Origin of the sequence: Halomonas sp. BN3-1 (assembly GCF_003056325.1) — a bacterium.
Taxonomy (GTDB): Bacteria; Pseudomonadota; Gammaproteobacteria; order Pseudomonadales; family Halomonadaceae; genus Halomonas; species Halomonas litopenaei.
Genome location: NZ_PYVV01000001.1, coordinates 728156 through 746308 on the forward strand (window position 1 = coordinate 728156; position 18153 = coordinate 746308).

Consider the following 18153-nt stretch of genomic DNA (forward strand, 5'->3'; position numbering starts at 1 on the left):
CTATAGGGGGGGCGCGGTCGGACCTGTGCATGGTGGGCCTGTCGTGCGCTCCATTGGGCCCGTGGCCTCAGGGGCAAAGGACAAGCGCCGCCTTGACGGCGGCGCTGTCGGGTCTTGGCAGCGACAGGCGGCATCGCCTGACTAGCTGGCCTGCTGGGGCGTCAATACCTGCTGGTGCAGGCTGTTGCCCTCGGTGTCCTTGAGGGTGACGGTGAGCGCCAGGCTGTCGCCATCCAGGTCCACCTGGCCGAAGAACTGAAAGCCTTCGCTGGGCGGCAGGTTGGCTCGACCATCGGCGGGGGCCTTCTGGAACACCACCTCCGGGCCAAAGGTGGCGTCCAGGGTATTGGGGCCGAAGGTGCCGGCGTGCAGCGGGCCGCTGACGAATTCCCAGAAGGGCGTGAACTGCTTGAAACTGGCACGTTCAGGCGCATAGTGATGAGCGGCCGTGTAGTGGACATCGGCGGTCAGCCACACCACGTTGGCGATGGCGTTGTCGTGGATCGCCTTGAGCAGTCGGGCGATCTCGTGCTCGCGCCCGGAAGGGGCGCCACCCTCGCCATTGGCCACCGCTTCGAAGTGCTCGCCGTCGGCGACCACCAGGCCCACCGGCATGTCGGAGGCGATGATCTTCCAGGTGGCCGTCGAGGCCTTCAGCGCCGCGATCAAGTCGTCCACCTGGCGAGCCCCCATCAGGCTTGAGGCCGGGTCGTCGGCGCCCTGGGTATTGGTGCTGTTGGCCGCGCGATAGGTGCGCATGTCGAGCATGAACACCTCGAGTTCGGGACCGTAGGTGAAACGACGGCGAATCATCTCGGGGGCCTCGGGGCGCTGACGGATCGGCATCGACTCGAGGAAGGTGCGGCGGGCACGCGCCGCCAGCAGCGAGACGTTCTTCTCGGTGTAGCGCGGATCATCGAGGATCTCGCCGGGGTACCAGTTGTTGACGGTCTCGTGGTCGTCCCACTGGGCGTACATCGGCACCTCGGCGTTGAAGCGCTTGAGGTTGTCGTCCAGCAGGTTGTAGAGGTACTGGCCGCGATACTCGTCCAGGGTCTCGGCCACCTTGCTCTTGGCGTCGGTCATGCGGTTGCGCCAGACGCTGCCGTCCTCCAGGTTCACGCTTTCTTCGAGCGGGCCATCGGCGTAGATGGTGTCGCCGGAGTGCAGGAAGAAGTCGGGCGACTGCTTGAGCATGGTGTCGTAGATGCGCATGCCGCCGCGGGATTCGTCGATGCCCCAGCCCTGGCCAACGGTATCGCCGGACCACACGAAACGTACCGAACGGCGTGAGCGTCCCGGCATGACCAGCCGGCCGATGACCGGCTCACTGACGGCGCGATCGTCGCCGAGGGCGGCGAAGCGCACGCGGTAGAACACCTCCGGCAGGTCGGCAAGGCCAGTGACGTCGAGCTTGGCGGTCAGCCCGCTGGCCGGCAGGGCGGTGGGTCCCTGCAGGGTACGGGCGTTGTTGAAGGCAGCGTTGTCGGCGATGTCCAGCAGCATCCGCGAGGGGCGGTCGGCACGCGACCAGATGATGGCGCGGTCGGTGCCGACGTCGCCGCTCATTACCCCGGAGGTGATCACGGGCCGACGGGATTCGGCCAGCACGATGCCGGGGGCGGCGGTGATCAGGCCGAGGCCGGCACCGGCCTTGAGACCGAGTCCAAGAAACTGGCGTCGGGTGGGTTGCATGGGGCTCTCCTTGTCGTTGCGTCCGGTGGTCTTGGCGGGGTGGCGCGTCGCCCTTCACGGGGGCGGGCGCGGCCAGTCGCCTAGCATTGCGGCCGTCGATGACAGCTTGATCGCGGATCTATTGCATTAATGCGAAGCGCCATGAACCGCAGAGCCGCAACGAAACGCGAGGGGCCTGGGTAGAGAGGATAATGGTGCCAGTATAGTCAGATGCAGCCAGGGCCCCTGTCGCGGTATCATGGCGCCCTTGCGCATGGGGCCTTGTCCCCGTGCCCCACTTTTTTACGAGCAAGCAGGCAACCGTCTCCATGTCCAACCCCAAGCAGGCCCAGGAAACCGGGCTTCGGCGCACCTTTGCCATCATCAGCCACCCGGACGCGGGCAAGACCACCATCACCGAAAAGATGCTGTTGTTCGGAAACGCCATCCAGCTGGCCGGTTCGGTAAAGAGCAAGCGTGATGATCGCCACGCCACCTCGGACTGGATGAAGATGGAGCAGGAGCGCGGTATCTCCGTGACCACCTCGGTGATGCAGTTCCCCTACGGCGGTCGCATGGTCAACCTGCTCGATACTCCGGGCCACGAGGACTTCTCCGAGGATACCTACCGCACCCTGACCGCGGTGGACTCTGCGCTGATGGTGATCGACGGCGCCAAGGGCGTCGAGGACCGCACCATCAAGCTGATGGAGGTCTGCCGCCTGCGCACCACGCCGATCCTCACCTTCGTCAACAAGATGGACCGCGACATCCGTGACCCCATCGAGGTGATGGATGAGGTCGAGACGGTGCTCAATATCCAGTGTGCGCCGATGACCTGGCCGATCGGCATGGGGCGTCAGTTCAAGGGGGTCTATCACCTCTACAATGACGTCATCCACCTGTACACCCAGGGGCAGGGCAACCGGATTCCGGAAGACAAGCGCATCGAAGGCCTCGATAGCCCCGAGGTGGACGAGGTGCTCGGCGAGGATCTGGCCGAGGAGCTGCGCATGGAGGTCGAGCTGGTGCGCGGTGCTTCTCACAGCTTCGACCTCGAGGCCTATCGCCGTGGCGAGCTGACGCCGGTGTACTTCGGTACCGCCATGGGCAACTTCGGTGTGCGCGAGATGCTCGATGGCTTTGTCGAGTACGCGCCGCCGCCCCAGGCGCGGGAAACCGACGTGCGCGAGGTGCCGGCCGAGGACGAGCGCTTCACCGGCTTCGTGTTCAAGATCCAGGCCAACATGGATCCCAATCACCGTGACCGCATCGCCTTCCTGCGGGTGTGCTCGGGCAAGTACCAGAAGAACATGAAGATGCGCCATGTGCGCATCAACAAGGACGTCAAGATCGCCGACGCCCTGACCTTCATGGCCTCCGATCGTGCCCACGTGGAAGAAGCCTGGCCCGGTGACATCATCGGCCTGCATAACCATGGCACCATCCAGATCGGTGACACCTTCACCCAGGGCGAGGACATGCGGTTCACCGGCATTCCTCACTTCGCCCCGGAACTGTTCAAGCGGGTCAGGCTCAAGGACCCGCTGAAGATGAAGGCCTTGCAGAAGGGCCTGCAGCAGCTTTCGGAGGAGGGCGCCACCCAGGTGTTCATGCCGCTGGACAACAACGACCTGATCCTTGGCGCCGTCGGTACCCTGCAGTTCGATGTGGTCGCCCATCGTCTCAAGGAAGAGTACAAGGTCGACTGCATGTACGAAGGGGTGAACGTAAACACCGCCCGCTGGATCTACTGCGACGATCCGAAGATGCTTGAAGAGTTCAAGCGCAAGGCCAGCACCAACCTGGCCATCGACGGCGGTGGCTACCTGACCTATATCGCCCCGACCCGGGTCAATCTGCAGATGACCCAGGAGCGCTGGCCGGATATAAGGTTCAGGGAGACCCGCGAGCACTGAGGAGACACCGGAAAAACTGCTGCGCTCGAATCGCTCGCGACGTTTTTACGGCGCCTCCGTGGAAAGAGGAGCTCTGATGCTGATCGACGCCCACTGCCACCTCGACTTTGCCGACTTCGACGCCGATCGCGACGCGGTCCTGTCCAGGGCCAGGCGGGCGGGCGTCGAACATCTGGTGGTCGCGGGTACCCACCGTGACGCCTGGCAGGGCACCCTGGAGCTGGCCGAGCAGACGGGGTTGCACGCCTGTCTCGGTCTGCATCCGGTGTTTCTGGAGCATCATCGGCTGGAGGGCGAGGATGACGACATCAGCGCGCTGGGCCAGGCGCTGGAGGCCCACCCTCGCTGCGTCGCCTTGGGGGAGTGCGGGATCGATGCGCGCTTTGCCGACACCCTCGATCGCCAATGGCACCTTTTCGATGCCCAGCTCAGGCTGGCGCGGGATCTGCGCCTGCCGGTGGTGATCCACTGTGTGCGTGCCAACGACGAAGTCGCCAAGCGTCTGGCCCAGTTGGGCCTCCCCGCAGGGGGCCTCATCCATGCCTTCGCCGGTTCTCCGGAGCAGGCGAGCCGCTTTGTCGATCTGGGGTTTGCGCTGGGCCTTGGGGGGGCGGTGACCTATCCCCGGGCCAGGAGAGTGCGGCGGGCAGTGGCGTCGCTTCCCGATGACGCCTACGTGCTGGAGACGGATAGCCCCGACATGCCGTTGTCGGGCCACCAGGGCGAGCGCAATGAACCTGCCCTGGTGGCCGAGGTGTGTCGCCACGTGGCCGAGATCAGAGGGCAGGCACCGGAAACCGTGGCGCTGCACTCAAGTGACAACGCCCGCCGGCTGTTCGGCCTGCCGCCGTCCTGACAAGGGCGCCGGCAGGAATATCGCCCGGATCGAATTACCCAGGCGTCAGCGGTGTCAGACCAGACTCTCGGGGTCGAGGCGATCGATGGCGTAGGGCAGGTGCAGAAGCTTCAGACGTTGATCCTCGCAGCTGAGGGCGGCCTCATCGGCGCGGGTATTCAGCACCGCCAGTACCTCGGCCTGCCCATAGGCATCGAGGGCGCTTGCCACCACCTCGCCCTGGCGCTTGCCGCTTTCGTCGAACACCTCGCTGCCCAGCGGCGGCAGTCGAGTCCCCTCTAGCTGGGCGCGATACAGGCGCTTCTTGACCTGGCCGCGGAAGTGGGCGCGAGCCACCACTTCCTGCCCGGTGTAGCAGCCTTTCTTGAAACTGATGCCTGCCAGCGCCTCCCAGTTGAGCATCTGGGGCAGGTAGGCATCCTGCTGATCGGCGTCGATGAAACACAGCCCCGCCTGGATATCCGCCAGCCGCCATACCTGATTGTCCACCGGCTGACACTGCTCGATCAGGCGCGAGAACAAGGCCGCTGCCTGGTCTTCTGGCAGCATGATCAGGTAGCGGGGGCGAGGGCCAGGCTGGCCGAGCACCAGGGTGTCGCCGTGGCTCGCCTGGCGCCAGGGATCGGGCGGTGTCAGGTCGCAGTCGACCTCGGTCAGGGCGGGTGCTTCCTGGCCGATCAGGCCGATCAGCGCCAGGTCATCGCGAGTCGTCAGCTCGGCCTTGTAGAAGGCGGCGAACTTGCCCAGGTGCTGGGCCAGCGGGGCTACCAGATTGCGATGCAGCACGATCCTGAAGCGTTCGTCGTCGACCTTCATCAGCTGCCCATTAGCCAACATGCGGCCCTTGGGGGTGCAGAAGCAGGTCAGCGGGGCGAAGTGGCCATTGGCGTGGGCGAGCTGGGCACTGGTCTGGCCCTGCAGAAAGCGCTCAGCGTCGGGGCCGACCACGTCCAGCGCGCCGAGATGGACCAGCGGGGTGGCCACGGTGCTGTCCAGGGCAAGGCGGGCCGCGTCGGGGGTGTCGAAGTCGACCTGGTCCGAGCCGGTCAAGCGGCCGCCGTGGGCGGTGATCCAATCCGTCATGAGCAATCCTGTCGCGCGTATCGAAAAAGGTGAAGTTTGCGCCTGTCAGCAATGTGAGGGTGAGACGCCCCTTTTGCAAGGTACGTGCAGAAGAACCCGCACGGGGTGTCGTGCTAAGCTTTTCCACCAGTTTCAAGCTTGCGTTACGATCTTCGGTCCTTCCGCTTTACCCGCCAAGGAGGCGCGCCTCATGTCCCAGCAATCCCTGACCTTCCAGGGCGTCGACAACGCCGACCAGGTCAATCAGATCACCACCGCCTTGATGATGCTCGACGGCGTCGACAGCGTGGAGGTCGGCCGCCATGGCGCCGAGGTGGAAGGGCGCGCGCGTCGCGAGGCCCTGATCGAGGCGATCAAGCGACTCAAGCTCGGCATCGAGGTGAAATGATGAGTATCGAGATTACGACCGAGAAGGATGGCAAGCTGCGCCAGCGGGTCAGCATCGAAAGCTTCGACGACCTGCTGGTCGATGTGCCGGTTGCTTACGGTGGCGATGGCCTGGCGCCGGACCCCCACGACTACTTCGATCTGTCGCTGGGGGCGTGCAAGGCGATCACCTCGCGCATGTACGCGCAGCGCAAGGAGTGGCCGCTGGAAGGCGTCAGCGTCACGGTCACCAGAGACGAGCGCGACGAGCGCAAGGGCGTCTATCGGCTCGATGTGGCGATGACCTTTCACGGCATCGAGGATCCCGAGCGGCTGGCACGGCTCGAGGAGATCAGCCACAAGTGCCCGATCCACCGCTTGATGACCACTTCCACGGTGGAAATCACCACGCGAACGCTGGCGCCAACGGCCCAAACCTGACGTCGGCGAGCGTGCGCGAGACTTGAAGTCGGCGCCAGCCGCCCCGATCTGGGTGGTGTCCCCCAGCAGGAGTCATGATGAGCAAGTCCTTTCGTCTGTCGTCGAAGTTCCAGCCTGCCGGTGACCAGCCGAGCGCTATCGAAAGCCTGGTCGGGGGGCTCGATTCGGGCCTGGCCCACCAGACCCTGCTCGGGGTGACCGGTTCGGGCAAGACCTTCACCATGGCCAACATCGTCGAGCGGCTGCAGCGGCCGACCATCGTCATGGCGCCGAACAAGACCCTGGCGGCCCAGTTGTACGGGGAGTTCAAGGCGTTCTTCCCGGACAACGCCGTGGAGTACTTCGTCTCCTACTACGACTACTACCAGCCCGAGGCCTATGTGCCCTCGTCGGACACCTTCATCGAGAAGGACGCCTCGATCAATGACCATATCGAGCAGATGCGACTGTCGGCGACCAAGGCCCTGCTGGAGCGTCGCGATGCGCTGATCGTGGTGTCGGTGTCGGCGATCTACGGTCTGGGTGATCCGGACCAGTATCTGAAGATGCGCCTGCACTTCACCCGCGGCGAGCTGATCGATCAGCGCGGCTTTCTGCGTCGTCTGGCGGAACTGCAGTACACCCGCAACGACATGGACTTCAAGCGCGGCACCTATCGGGTGCGTGGCGACGTCATCGACATCTTCCCGGCCGACGCCGAGGACGAGGCGGTCAGGGTGGAGCTGTTCGACGACGAGATCGACACCATCAGCCTGTTCGATCCGCTGACCGGCGAGGTGCGCGGCAAGGTGCCGCGCATGACCATCTATCCCAAGAGCCACTACGTGACCCCGCGGGAGACCATTCTGGCGGCGGTGGATCGGATCAAGGAGGAGCTGGCCGAACGACTGACCTTCCTGCGCAAGGAAGATCGCCTGGTCGAGGCCCAGCGCCTGGAGCAGCGTACCCTCTACGACATCGAAATGATGATGGAGCTGGGCTACTGCAACGGCATCGAGAACTACTCGCGCTACCTGTCCGGACGCAACCCCGGCGAGCCGCCGCCCACCTTCTTCGACTACCTGCCCGCCGACGCGCTGCTGTTCATCGACGAGTCCCACGTCAGTGTGCCCCAGGTGGGCGGCATGTACCGCGGTGACCGCTCGCGCAAGGAGACCCTGGTCGAGTACGGCTTCCGACTGCCGTCGGCGCTGGACAACCGTCCGATGAAGTTCGAGGAGTGGGAGCGGATCTCGCCCCAGACCATCTTCGTCTCGGCCACGCCGGGTCCCTACGAGGCCGAGCACGCCGGGCAGGTGGTGGAGCAGGTGGTGCGTCCCACCGGCCTGCTGGATCCCGAGATCGAGGTGCGTCCGGCCTCGACCCAGGTGGACGACCTGCTGTCGGAGATCCGTTTGCGCACCGCCGTGGGCGAGCGGGTGCTGGTCACCACGCTGACCAAGCGGATGGCGGAAGACTTGACCGAGTACCTGGACGAACACGACGTCAAGGTGCGCTACCTGCACTCGGATATCGACACCGTGGAGCGGGTCGAGATCATCCGCGACCTGCGCCTGGGCAAGTTCGACGTGCTGGTCGGTATCAACCTGCTGCGCGAGGGCCTGGATATCCCCGAGGTGTCGCTGGTGGCGATCCTCGACGCCGACAAGGAAGGCTTCCTGCGCGCCGAACGTTCGCTGATCCAGACGGTGGGGCGGGCCGCGCGTAACGCCAACGGCAAGGCGATCCTCTACGGCGACCGCATCACCGACTCGATGCGCAAGACCATCGACGAGACCGAGCGGCGACGCGCCAAGCAGACGGCACACAACGAGGAACACGGCATCACGCCGCAGACGGTGACCCGTTCGGTGGCGGATATCCTCGAAGCCGCCCAGGCTCCGGGCAGCCGCAAGACTCGTGGACGCAAGGGCGAGCGCAAGGTGGCCGAACCGGAAGCGATCTACGATCCCGCCAGCCTGTCCCCGGAGGAGCTGCGCAAGGAGATGACGCGGCTCGAGGACGCCATGAGCGAGGCCGCCGCCAACCTGGAGTTCGAAGAAGCGGCGCGCCTGCGAGATCGCCTGCAGGAGCTCAGAGAGCGTCAGCTGGCGCTCGGGGCGGTATAAAGGAGGCAGCGAAAGCGGGGCGGGCGAATCTGGCAGTCCGTCCTGCCGTGACCACGCTCTTGGTGCCTTTATTAGAATTTTATACCGTTATCTTGCCCGATTGACCTGATGTTCCGCCTGGCTGCTCTTTTTGCCCTGGCTGGCGCATCTTGTTCAATTGGCGCAGTGGAGGCTCGTTCTCCAGAGTGAGGCGGCATCTCCGCCAGCCGGCAAGCAAACGCCGGGTCAGTAGCGCGTTAAACGAACCGGCACAGACGGCTGCCGAGCCGTGGCGTAATGCGCTACACTACGGGCCCTCGCAAGCCCGCCATGTCGCCTACGGGACGCCAAGAGAGCGGGCGTATCGACCCAGCCAAGGAGTCTGCCATGACCGTGATCCGCCAGGACGACCTCATCACGAGTGTCGCCGATGCCCTGCAGTACATCTCCTACTACCACCCCAAGGACTTTATCGACGCCATGGCGGCCGCCTACGAGCGCGAGGAGAACCCGGCGGCGAAGGATGCCATCGCCCAGATCCTGATCAATTCGCGGATGTGTGCCACCGGCCATCGTCCGATCTGCCAGGATACCGGCATCGTCACGGTCTTCGTCCATGTGGGCATGAACGTGCGCTTCGAGGCCGACATGAGCCTCGATGACATGATCAACGAAGGGGTGCGCCGGGCCTACAACTTCCCGGACAACGTGCTGCGCGCCTCGGTGCTGGCCGACCCCGACGGCAAGCGTCAGAACACAAAGGACAACACTCCGGCGGTGATCCACCACAAGCTGGTGCCTGGCGATACAGTCGAGGTTCACGTGGCGGCCAAGGGCGGCGGCAGCGAGGCCAAGTCCAAGTTCGCCATGCTCAATCCCTCCGACTCGGTGGTCGACTGGGTCATGGAACAGCTGCCGAAGATGGGCGCAGGCTGGTGTCCGCCCGGCATGCTCGGCATCGGCATCGGCGGAACCGCCGAGAAGGCCATGGAACTGGCCAAGGAAGCCCTGCTCGATCCGATCGACATCCAGGACCTCCAGGCCAGAGGCGCTGCCAACCGCGCCGAGGAGCTGCGCCTGGAGCTGTTCGACAAGGTCAACCGCAGCGGCATCGGTGCCCAGGGGCTGGGTGGCCTGACCACGGTGCTCGACATCAAGGTCAAGGATTACCCGACCCACGCCGCCAACAAGCCGGTGGCGATCATCCCCAACTGCGCGGCGACCCGTCATGCCCACTTTACCCTGGACGGCAGTGGCCCGGCGGCGCTCAAGGCGCCCAAGCTCGAGGATTGGCCGGAGATCACCCGTGAAGCCGGTGGCAACGTCAAGCGCGTCAATCTCGACGAGGTCACCCCGGAAGAGGTGAAGACCTGGCAGCCGGGCGATACCCTGTTGCTCAACGGCAAGCTCTTGACCGGGCGCGACGCGGCGCACAAGCGCATGGTCGACATGCTGGCCAAGGGCGAGTCGCTGCCGGTGGATCTGAAAGGGCGCTTCATCTACTACGTGGGGCCGGTCGATCCGGTCGGTGACGAAGTAGTGGGGCCGGCTGGACCGACCACCGCCACGCGCATGGACAAGTTCACCCGCACCATGCTCGAGCAGACCGGACTGTTGGGCATGGTCGGCAAGGCCGAGCGTGGTCAGATCGCGATCGAGGCCATCCGTGACAACCAGGCGGTGTACCTGATGGCGGTGGGTGGTGCGGCCTACCTTGTGTCCCAGGCGATCAAGGCCTCCAGGGTTGTCGGTTTCGAGGACCTGGGCATGGAAGCCATCTACGAGTTCGAGGTGGAGGACATGCCGGTGACCGTGGCGGTGGACAGCCAGGGTTCATCGGTGCACCAGACCGGTCCGGCCAAGTGGAAGGAAATCATCGCCGAGAGCGTCTGATCTCCCCATGCCATGTCTCGCCCCGGTGCACGGCGAGACACGATAGGCGGCCCCGTCATCTGGCGGGGCCGCCTGCGTTACGGGTATGCTGAAGTCCGCAATAACGCTAGCTAGTGCGCCCCGACGCTCAGCGCTCGATGTGGTGCGGTGTCACACGGATGGAGACCTTCGATGACCTCATGGCTACTTGGCCTGGCCATCTTTCTGATTCACCTGGGCGGGGCCATCTCCGCCGTGCTCGCGCTGATGTCGAGTCGAACCTCTCAGGGGGCGATCGCCTGGATCATTTCGCTGGTCGCCATGCCGTATCTGGCGTTGCCGGCCTACTGGGTCTTCGGCCGACCACGCTTCTACGGTTATGTGTCGGCGCGCGGCCAGCGCGATACGCTGCTGCGGCGCGTGTTGTTGCGCTATCGAGATCGCTTCGATTCTTATCTGGTGGGGGCCACCGACGCCGACGTCAAGGCGGTCGAAAAGCTTGCCATGATGCCGCTGACCCGCGCCAACTCGACGGAGCTGCTGGTCGATGGCGATCAGACCTTCGACAGCCTGTTTGCCGGTATCGATGCGGCTCGCTCTTATATCCTCATTCAGTTCTTCATCGTGCGTAATGATGAACTTGGTCGTCGGCTGCAGGAACATCTGGTGCGGGCGGCACGGCGTCAGGTGCGGGTCTACTTCCTGTACGACGAGATCGGTAGCCGGCAGCTTGGCGACGGCTATCTGGGCGAGCTGCGCGAGGCGGGCATCCACGTCAGCGCCTTTCACTCCTCGCGCGGATGGCGTCACCGTTTTCAGCTCAATTTCCGCAATCATCGCAAGATCCTGGTAGTGGACGGTCGCGAAGGCTGGCTCGGTGGTTTCAACGTGGGGGTGGAGTATCTGGGACAGGATCCTCGCCACGGACCCTGGCGCGATACCCATCTGAAGCTGGTCGGGCCCAGTGTGCTGGGGCTGCAGGAGGCCTTCTGGGAGGACTGGCACTGGGCCACCGGCACTATGCTGAGTCTTTCCTGGGCGCCCCAGGTGGATCAGCCCACGGTCGATGAAGGCAACGGGCGCCATGTGGTGATCGTCCCCTCGGGCCCGGCGGATCCCCAGGAGACCGCGAGCCTGCTGGTCCAGCACCTGATCCACAGCGCCCATCAGCGTCTGTGGGTGACCAGTCCGTACTTCGTTCCCGATGAAGGCGTCCAGGATGCACTGCGCCTGGCCGCCATGCGCGGGGTGGATGTGCGCATCATGATGCCGGAACGTCCCGACCATCTGCTGGTGTTCCTGTCGGCCTTCGCCTTCCTGCCGGACATGATCCGCGCCGGGGTCAAGGTCTATCGCTATCAGCCGGGGTTTCTCCATCAGAAGGTCATGCTGATCGATGACAGCGCCGCCAGTGTCGGTACCGTCAATCTGGACAACCGCTCCTTCCGATTGAACTTCGAGATCACCGCCCTGGTGCCACATCAGGCGTTCGCCCTGGAGGTGGAGGCCATGCTGGAACAGGACTTCGCCAACTGTCGCGAGGTCAGCCTCGACGAGCTGCGCTCGCGTCCGCTGTGGCGCAAGCTGGTGTCCCGGGCCGCCTACCTGCTGGCGCCTGTGCAGTAGTCTGTGCAGTCGCCTGTGCAGGCGCCGCCGCTGCCTTGCCATCCCCCGAGGCAAAAAGATCAAGGTTCTGCTGGAGGCTGGTCAATGTCCGGCACAGTGGCACGCAGCGTGGCGGAGCAATAAAGCGTCAGTATTCCCTTGGGAAGGTGGGCGCTTTCCGGTACATTTAGCCGTTTTATCGGGCGGTCGCATGTGGCCCCTTCGGTCGCGTTCCCGGCGATGGCGTCCCGTGTGGTTGGTGTCTTGACAAGGAGTGCTGGTGAATCTAGAAACGAAATGGCTCGAGGACTTCGTTGCGCTGTCCAACACCCGCAGCTTCTCGGCCTCCGCACGCCAGCGCCACGTCACCCAGCCGGCCTTCAGTCGTCGTATACGCTCCCTCGAACAGGCGGTGGGCGTCACCCTGGTGGATCGCTCGACCACGCCCATCGACCTGACCCCTCAGGGGCAGCTGTTTCTGGTGACCGCCCGCAATATCGTCGAGCAGCTCAACGAGTCCCTCGGCCATCTGCGCGGCCTGGCCATGGCCAACGAGGCGCTGGACGTGGTGGCGGCCCATTCGCTGGCGCTAAGCTTCTTCCCTCAATGGATCTCGCGGCTGCAGAAGGGGCTCGGGGAGTTGCCGACGCGGCTGGTGGCGATGAACGTGGGGGAGGCCATCCATGTGCTGCGCGAAGGCAACTGCGACCTGATGCTGGCCTACTACGACCCCTACGCCAGCATGCAGCTTGACGGGGAAGTCTTTCCGTCCTTTTCCATCGGGCGGGTCAAGATGATACCGGTGAGCCTGCCGGATGAGCAGGGGGCGCCGCGCTTCCCTCTGGACGGTGACGACTCCCTGCCGTACCTGGCCTACACCCAGGGTGCCTTTCTCGGGCGTAGCGTGCGCATGCTGTTGAAGAATGACCCGTTGCGCATGCGCTTGCGTACCGTCTACGAGACCGCCATGGCCGAGGGGCTCAAGGCCATGGTCATGCAGGGCGTGGGCATGGCCTGGATACCCGATTTCTGCCTCAGACAGGAGCTGAAGAGCGGGGCGGTGGTGCGTGCCGGTGGCGAGCAATGGGACGTCCCCCTGGAGATCCGCCTGTATCGCTGTTCACTGGTGCATAAGCCCGGTGTCGAAAAACTGTGGCGCCAGATGATGAAGCTGCCACGAGACTTCCTCGAGGCTTGATGTCGGTGAGATTGCTAACCACTGTCGGCCACGCACTGCATCGCTGTTCACTACTCCTGGTGTCATTCAGTAAGCCCAGCGTCGAAACACTGTGGCGCCAGATGATGAAGCTGCCGCGAGACTTCCTCGAGGCTTGATGTAGGTGTGTTTCTGTCGGCCACGCACTGCATCGCTGTTCACTACTCCTGGTGTCATTCAGTAAGCCCGGTGTCGAAAAACTGTGGCGCCAGATGATGAAACTGCCGCGAGACTTCCTCGAGGCCTGATGTAGGTGCGATCAGGCCAACTAGATCAGGCCAACCACTGTCGGCCAGGCACTGCATCGCTGTTCACTACTCCTGGTGTCATTCAGTAAGCCCGGTGTCGAAAAACTGTGGCGCCAGATGATGAAACTGCCGCGAGACTTCCTCGAGGCCTGATGGCCGTTGCTTGATGAAACCTTGCTGCCGAGCGCCTGTTGAGCATCAACTACCGATAGCGCTGCCTGGTCTGGTCTGGTCTGGTCAGGGCTAGCCTGGCGTTGTGTCGCTGTTGACGACTGCACCTCACCTTCTTGTTGCGTATCGCTATGCGCGCTGCACACGGGGCTGGCAGTCCATGCTGTGGTCCTTGACACCTTGTGCGTCCCCTCAGCAAACATCTCACGCCTGAGCCCCTTGCTCCCTAATCCGCTTGCTCGCTTATTCCCTAGCTCCCTTATTCCCTTACCCCCTTGCCATTTATCGTCACGAGCCCATTTCTCGGCATGCCAACGTCTTGTCGTCGGCGGTTGTGTTTCGGAAAGCCCGCCTGATCTCTTGCCTTCGTTGTACGTCGTTCCAGTAGCTTATCTACGTCTTTAATTTGGTCATGTGCTGGATTGAAGGGCTTTTTATATCAGTTGTATGGCACCTAGATGCGCTCATTATTTACCGTTATTTGGTGTCAAGGCATTCCATACCTCAATGATGGAAAATCACCGCTTCTGTGATGCTGTTGCACCATATTTGCTGTGCTTGATCTGCGTCAGTGAAAGTAATGGCTACCTGAAGGATTTGGTGCGTGTCTGATTGACTGCCCTGAGCATCAAAGAACATAGTTGCTTACACATCGACAACAAACCTTTACGAAAGTGTGCGGAGCCGAGATTGTACGGCTAGAGCTTCGGAGCACAAAGGGACAAAGGTTTTAACGGATGAAGGGCAGCCATCGACGATGGAATATCGCAACTCAACGTCACAATACGGTTTGAGGGCTACAAGGATGATCGACAGAAGATCGCAGATCCAGAGCAGGAAGTTGTCATCACAGCCTGTCAGGAAAGGAGCAGCATTTCTGGGGATGGCCGCGGTCATGATGTTGGCAGGCTGCGCCGTATCACCGCAGCCTATATCGCCCGAGGCTCGCCAGCTCAGGGCGGATCAACTACTTGCCCAGATGACGTCGGATCAGGAACCGGTTGTTGCGCCCATCGATCTGTATTCCGCCATGGCACGGGCTATCAAGTACAACCTTGACTACCGCGTCGAGGTGATGGAACAGGCCCTGAGGGTCAAGGAGCTCGACCTTGCCCACTATGACATGCTGCCGAAGGTGGTTGGCAACCTCAATTACAATGGTCGTTCCAATGAACCTGGAAGTCGAAGCAAGTCGCTGTTGACCGGAGAGACCTCGCTGGAACCGTCGTCATCGAGCGAACGCAACCAGTTGGCAACCGATTTGACCATGAGCTGGGACGTGCTCGACTTTGGCCTTTCCTACGTCAGGGCTCAGCAGCGTGCCGACAGTGTGATGCTGGCGGAAGAAAGCAAGCGCAAGGTGATCCAGCGGATCATCGAGGATGTTCGCGCCGCGTACTGGCGTGCCGTCAGTGCCGAAAGACTGCTGACCAAGACTCGCTCACTGGAGGCTAGTACCGAGCGGGCGCTGGAGCATGCGCATAGACAGCAGCGTAGTCAATTGACGGCACCATTGCCGGCGTTGAGCTATGAACGGGAGTTGCTGACGATTCGGCGCGACCTTGAGTCCCTGACGCGAGAATTGAAGGTGGCCAAGCAGCAGCTTGCGGCGTTGATGAACCTGCCGCCGGAGCAGCATTACGAGCTGGTATTGCCATCCCGTGACCTGGCCTGGGCCGGGATAGACCTTTCCTACGATGCGATGTTGAAGCTGGCGGTAATGAACCGGCCCGAGCTGCGCGAGGTGGCCTATCAGCTACGCAACAACCAGCGTGAGGGCACCGCCGCGATTCTCGAGACACTGCCAAGTCTCAAGCTGTTTGCCGGCGCCAACTACAGTGATGACGACTTTCTGTACAACAGCGACTGGGTGACCTGGGGCGCCCACGCCAGCTGGAATCTGCTCAAGGTGTTCAGTCTGCCGGCCCGTCAGGAGCGTATCGAAGCCCAGAGCGAATTGCTGGATGCACGCGGCCTGGCGTTGACCATGGCGGTGGCCACCCAGGTGTCGGTGACGCGTGCCCGTTACCAGCTACGCCGTGGAGAGCTTGATACCGCGCGCCGCTTCCTCGAAGTGCAGCGGGCGATCGAGGATCAGGTATCAGCGGGGTATCAGGCACAGCATGTCAGCGAACAGACATTGATCCGTGAACAGATGAATACGCTGCTGGCCGAGGTCCGTATGGATCAGGCCCTGTCCGACCTTCAGGGTGCCTACGCCAATGTCTATACCGCGACCGGCATAGACGCGGTGGATGCCGGCATGAGCAGTGACGAAAGTGTTGCCGAGTTGTCCGCCGACCTTCGTCGGTTGTGGGCCAGTCGAGGGGATGCCTTGGCCCTGGAGCGGGTGGGGCGCTCATGAACACGCGCTCGAGCCGTCCAGCTTCGCCGAGGCGTCTCCCGTTGACACGCGACAGAGGGCTTCGCCTGTTGCTGCTGGCTCTGGCGATGGTCGGTGGTGACGTCCAGGCGGGAGGCGAGCAAGTCCGCGGCATTCTCGAAGCGGAAAAGCAGGCGGTGCTTTCCAGCTGGATCTCGGCTCCTGTCATCGAGGTGCCCTACCTGGAAGGTAGTCACTTTGACCGGGACGAGGTGCTGGTGAGATTCGACTGCGCCAGGCTGGAGGCGGACCTGCATGCCGCTCAGGCGCAGGTGGCAGCAGAGTCTCGCAACGCCGCGGTTCAGCGCGAGCTGCTGGAGATGGGGGCGACCGGACGGGCCGACGTGGATATCGCCACCTACAAGGTCCGCGAGCTGCGCGCCAGTGTTGAATCCATTCACGAACAGCAGCGTGGCTGCGAACTGAAGGCGCCCTTCGCCGGACGCGTGGTGGAGCCGCTGGTAAGGGCCAACGAAACGCCTCAAGCCAACGCGCCCTTGATCCACATCGTCAGCGATGGGGCCCTGCAGTTGCAGATGGTGGTGCCTTCCTGCTGGCTGGCCTGGCTGGCACCAGGCAGCGATTTTACCTTTGTCGTGGATGAGACCGGTGATCACCTGACGGCCGAGGTGTCGAGAGTCTCGGCAGCGGTGGACCCTGTCAGCCAGACGGTAAAGGTCATCAGTCGGGTCACGGATGTTCCAACGCGGGTGCTGCCGGGCATGAGTGGCCTTGCGCGCTGGCATGCCGATGACAATCACCCGACGACATCGGGTTCGGGCGTCTGTCGGGCGAGGACCTCGGCATGACTGTCGCACCAAGCCGTGATCCCGCTGCGCCCGAGGTGGCGCGCATCGGGGGAAGTCTGTCTGCGGCGGGTGACGCCAGGCAAGACGCCGCCGGAGGCGGGGCGCAGGCCGGGGCAATGCGGCTACTGCGCATCGAAGGCGAGTTGCGCGAGTGCGGCAGTCTCGATCAGTTGTGGTGTCATCTGGCCAACGAAGGGCATGGCCTGCTGGATGCTGATCAGTCTCTGGTGCTGAGCCGCTGCGCAACGAGGCGCTGGCGAGTACAGGCGGTGGGAGGCGTCAGCCGACCAGCCCGGGATAGCGCTTTGGTACGTGACTACGAGCGCCTGGTTCGCCGGCTTGGGGCAGCGTCGGAGAGCGAGCCTCGCTGCCTGGATATCCTGGCCGAGCAGGGGCGTGATGGTGCATCGCCCATGATGAGGCACGGGCTTTGGGTACCCTTGACCCAGGGCAGGCGCTGCGTCGGAGCCGGCTGGCTGCTGGTGCGCCGTTCACCCTGGGAGGAGGCGCATCTGACATTGGCGCGGCGTCTGGCCGACGCCTATGGCCACGGTGTCTGCGCGTTGCTCGGGAGCAGGCGCAGCCTGCATGCGTGGAGACGCAGAGGCCCCTGGTTGGCCGCCGTTGTGGGGGTCGGCCTGGTCGCCGCACTGGCCTTGGTCAGGGTGCCATTGTCGGTGCTTGCGCCAGCAGAAGTGGTGCCAGAGGCGCCCTTCGTGGTGGCTGCGCCTCTGGCAGGCGTCGTCGAGAAGATCCTGGTGACACCGGGCGCGCGGGTGTCCCGCGGGGATCCGCTGGTGCAACTGGTGGATCTTGGCTTGAGGAACGACTTCGAAGTTGCCGAACGCAAGGTCCAGGTCGCGCGTTCTCGGGCCTTGCGGCTTCAGCAGGCGGCGATCTCCCGGGCAGAGGCCAAGCGTGAACTGGCCACCGCCCAGAGCGAGCTGCGACTGGCGGAGGCCGAACGTGACTATGCACGGCAGCGGCTGGGGGAAGCGGTGATCCGGGCCGAACGTCCCGGGGTTGCCCTCTACAGTGATCCACAGGATTGGGTCGGTCGGCCGGTCAAGGTAGGTGAGGCCTTGATGCAAGTGGCCGATGCGACGTCGATCGCCTTCAGGTTGGAAGTCGCCGCGCCCGATGCGGTCAATCTGGTTGCCGGAGCCAAGGTGAGTGTCTTTCTGGATGCGGCGCCGCTGGACCCCCTGGATGCATCCCTTGAACGGGCGTCTTACAAGGCCGAGCCGGATGCCAGCGGGGTGGCCAGGTTCGAGGTACTGGCCAAGCCGCAAACGCGAGAGGGCTGGGTCCCGCGAATGGGGCTCAGGGGGACAGCCAGGATCCAGGGCACCCCGGTATCGCTGTTCTACTACCTATTCCGTCGTCCCCTTGTTGCTGTTCGTCAGCTCACAGGAATGTGAAT

Annotated in this window: 13 protein-coding genes; 11 read left to right on the forward strand and 2 right to left on the reverse strand. The window is 63.5% G+C overall.

Features of this window, described 5'->3' with window-relative positions; genetic code table 11:
• Positions 1-141: 141 nt before the first annotated feature.
• Entirely contained in the window at positions 142-1695 is a 1554-nt protein-coding gene (locus C9F12_RS03000; RefSeq protein WP_108447911.1) for an alkaline phosphatase D family protein, read from the reverse strand.
• A 308-nt stretch (positions 1696-2003) separates the two neighbouring features.
• Between C9F12_RS03000 and C9F12_RS03005 the strand changes: the two genes are divergently transcribed.
• Positions 2004-3593 carry a peptide chain release factor 3 gene (locus C9F12_RS03005; RefSeq protein WP_108133585.1) on the forward strand — a complete coding sequence of 530 codons (1590 nt, stop codon included), beginning with the start codon at positions 2004-2006 and terminating at the stop codon, positions 3591-3593.
• A gap of 76 nt (positions 3594-3669) precedes the next feature.
• Entirely contained in the window at positions 3670-4449 is a 780-nt protein-coding gene (locus C9F12_RS03010; RefSeq protein ID WP_108447912.1) for a TatD family hydrolase, read from the forward strand.
• A gap of 54 nt (positions 4450-4503) precedes the next feature.
• Here C9F12_RS03010 and C9F12_RS03015 read toward each other — a convergent pair whose 3' ends face one another.
• Positions 4504-5532, reverse strand: coding sequence for a folate-binding protein YgfZ (locus tag C9F12_RS03015; RefSeq protein ID WP_108447913.1), 1029 nt, complete (start codon positions 5530-5532; stop codon positions 4504-4506).
• A 190-nt stretch (positions 5533-5722) separates the two neighbouring features.
• Between C9F12_RS03015 and C9F12_RS03020 the strand changes: the two genes are divergently transcribed.
• The 9 genes from C9F12_RS03020 (at position 5723) to C9F12_RS03060 (ending at position 18151) form a co-directional block, all read left to right on the forward strand.
• Complete coding sequence (locus tag C9F12_RS03020; RefSeq protein WP_045991458.1) at positions 5723-5920, forward strand: hypothetical protein; 198 nt, start codon at positions 5723-5725, stop codon at positions 5918-5920.
• Positions 5920-6339: an OsmC family protein gene (locus tag C9F12_RS03025; RefSeq protein WP_108447997.1), complete on the forward strand. Its 420-nt coding sequence runs from the start codon at positions 5920-5922 to the stop codon at positions 6337-6339. The genes C9F12_RS03020 and C9F12_RS03025 overlap by 1 nt, the downstream gene beginning before the upstream one ends.
• A gap of 77 nt (positions 6340-6416) precedes the next feature.
• Positions 6417-8447 carry an excinuclease ABC subunit UvrB gene (uvrB, locus tag C9F12_RS03030; RefSeq protein WP_108447914.1) on the forward strand — a complete coding sequence of 677 codons (2031 nt, stop codon included), beginning with the start codon at positions 6417-6419 and terminating at the stop codon, positions 8445-8447.
• 366 nt (positions 8448-8813) lie between these two features.
• Positions 8814-10319, forward strand: a complete 1506-nt coding sequence (locus C9F12_RS03035; protein ID WP_045991456.1) for a fumarate hydratase — start codon at positions 8814-8816, stop codon at positions 10317-10319.
• Between the two features lie 171 nt (positions 10320-10490).
• A complete protein-coding gene (gene cls, locus C9F12_RS03040; protein WP_045992513.1) occupies positions 10491-11924 on the forward strand; it encodes a cardiolipin synthase in 1434 nt (477 codons plus the stop codon).
• A 259-nt stretch (positions 11925-12183) separates the two neighbouring features.
• Entirely contained in the window at positions 12184-13101 is a 918-nt protein-coding gene (locus C9F12_RS03045) for a LysR substrate-binding domain-containing protein (protein ID WP_108133590.1), read from the forward strand.
• A 1467-nt stretch (positions 13102-14568) separates the two neighbouring features.
• Positions 14569-15903, forward strand: coding sequence for a TolC family protein (locus tag C9F12_RS03050; RefSeq protein WP_205254614.1), 1335 nt, complete (start codon positions 14569-14571; stop codon positions 15901-15903).
• Positions 15904-15944: 41 nt separating this feature from the next.
• Positions 15945-16730, forward strand: coding sequence for an HlyD family efflux transporter periplasmic adaptor subunit (locus C9F12_RS03055; RefSeq protein WP_162816375.1), 786 nt, complete (start codon positions 15945-15947; stop codon positions 16728-16730).
• A complete protein-coding gene (locus tag C9F12_RS03060; protein WP_108447917.1) occupies positions 16727-18151 on the forward strand; it encodes an HlyD family efflux transporter periplasmic adaptor subunit in 1425 nt (474 codons plus the stop codon). Before C9F12_RS03055 ends, C9F12_RS03060 begins: the two co-directional genes overlap by 4 nt.
• Positions 18152-18153: the final 2 nt, after the last annotated feature.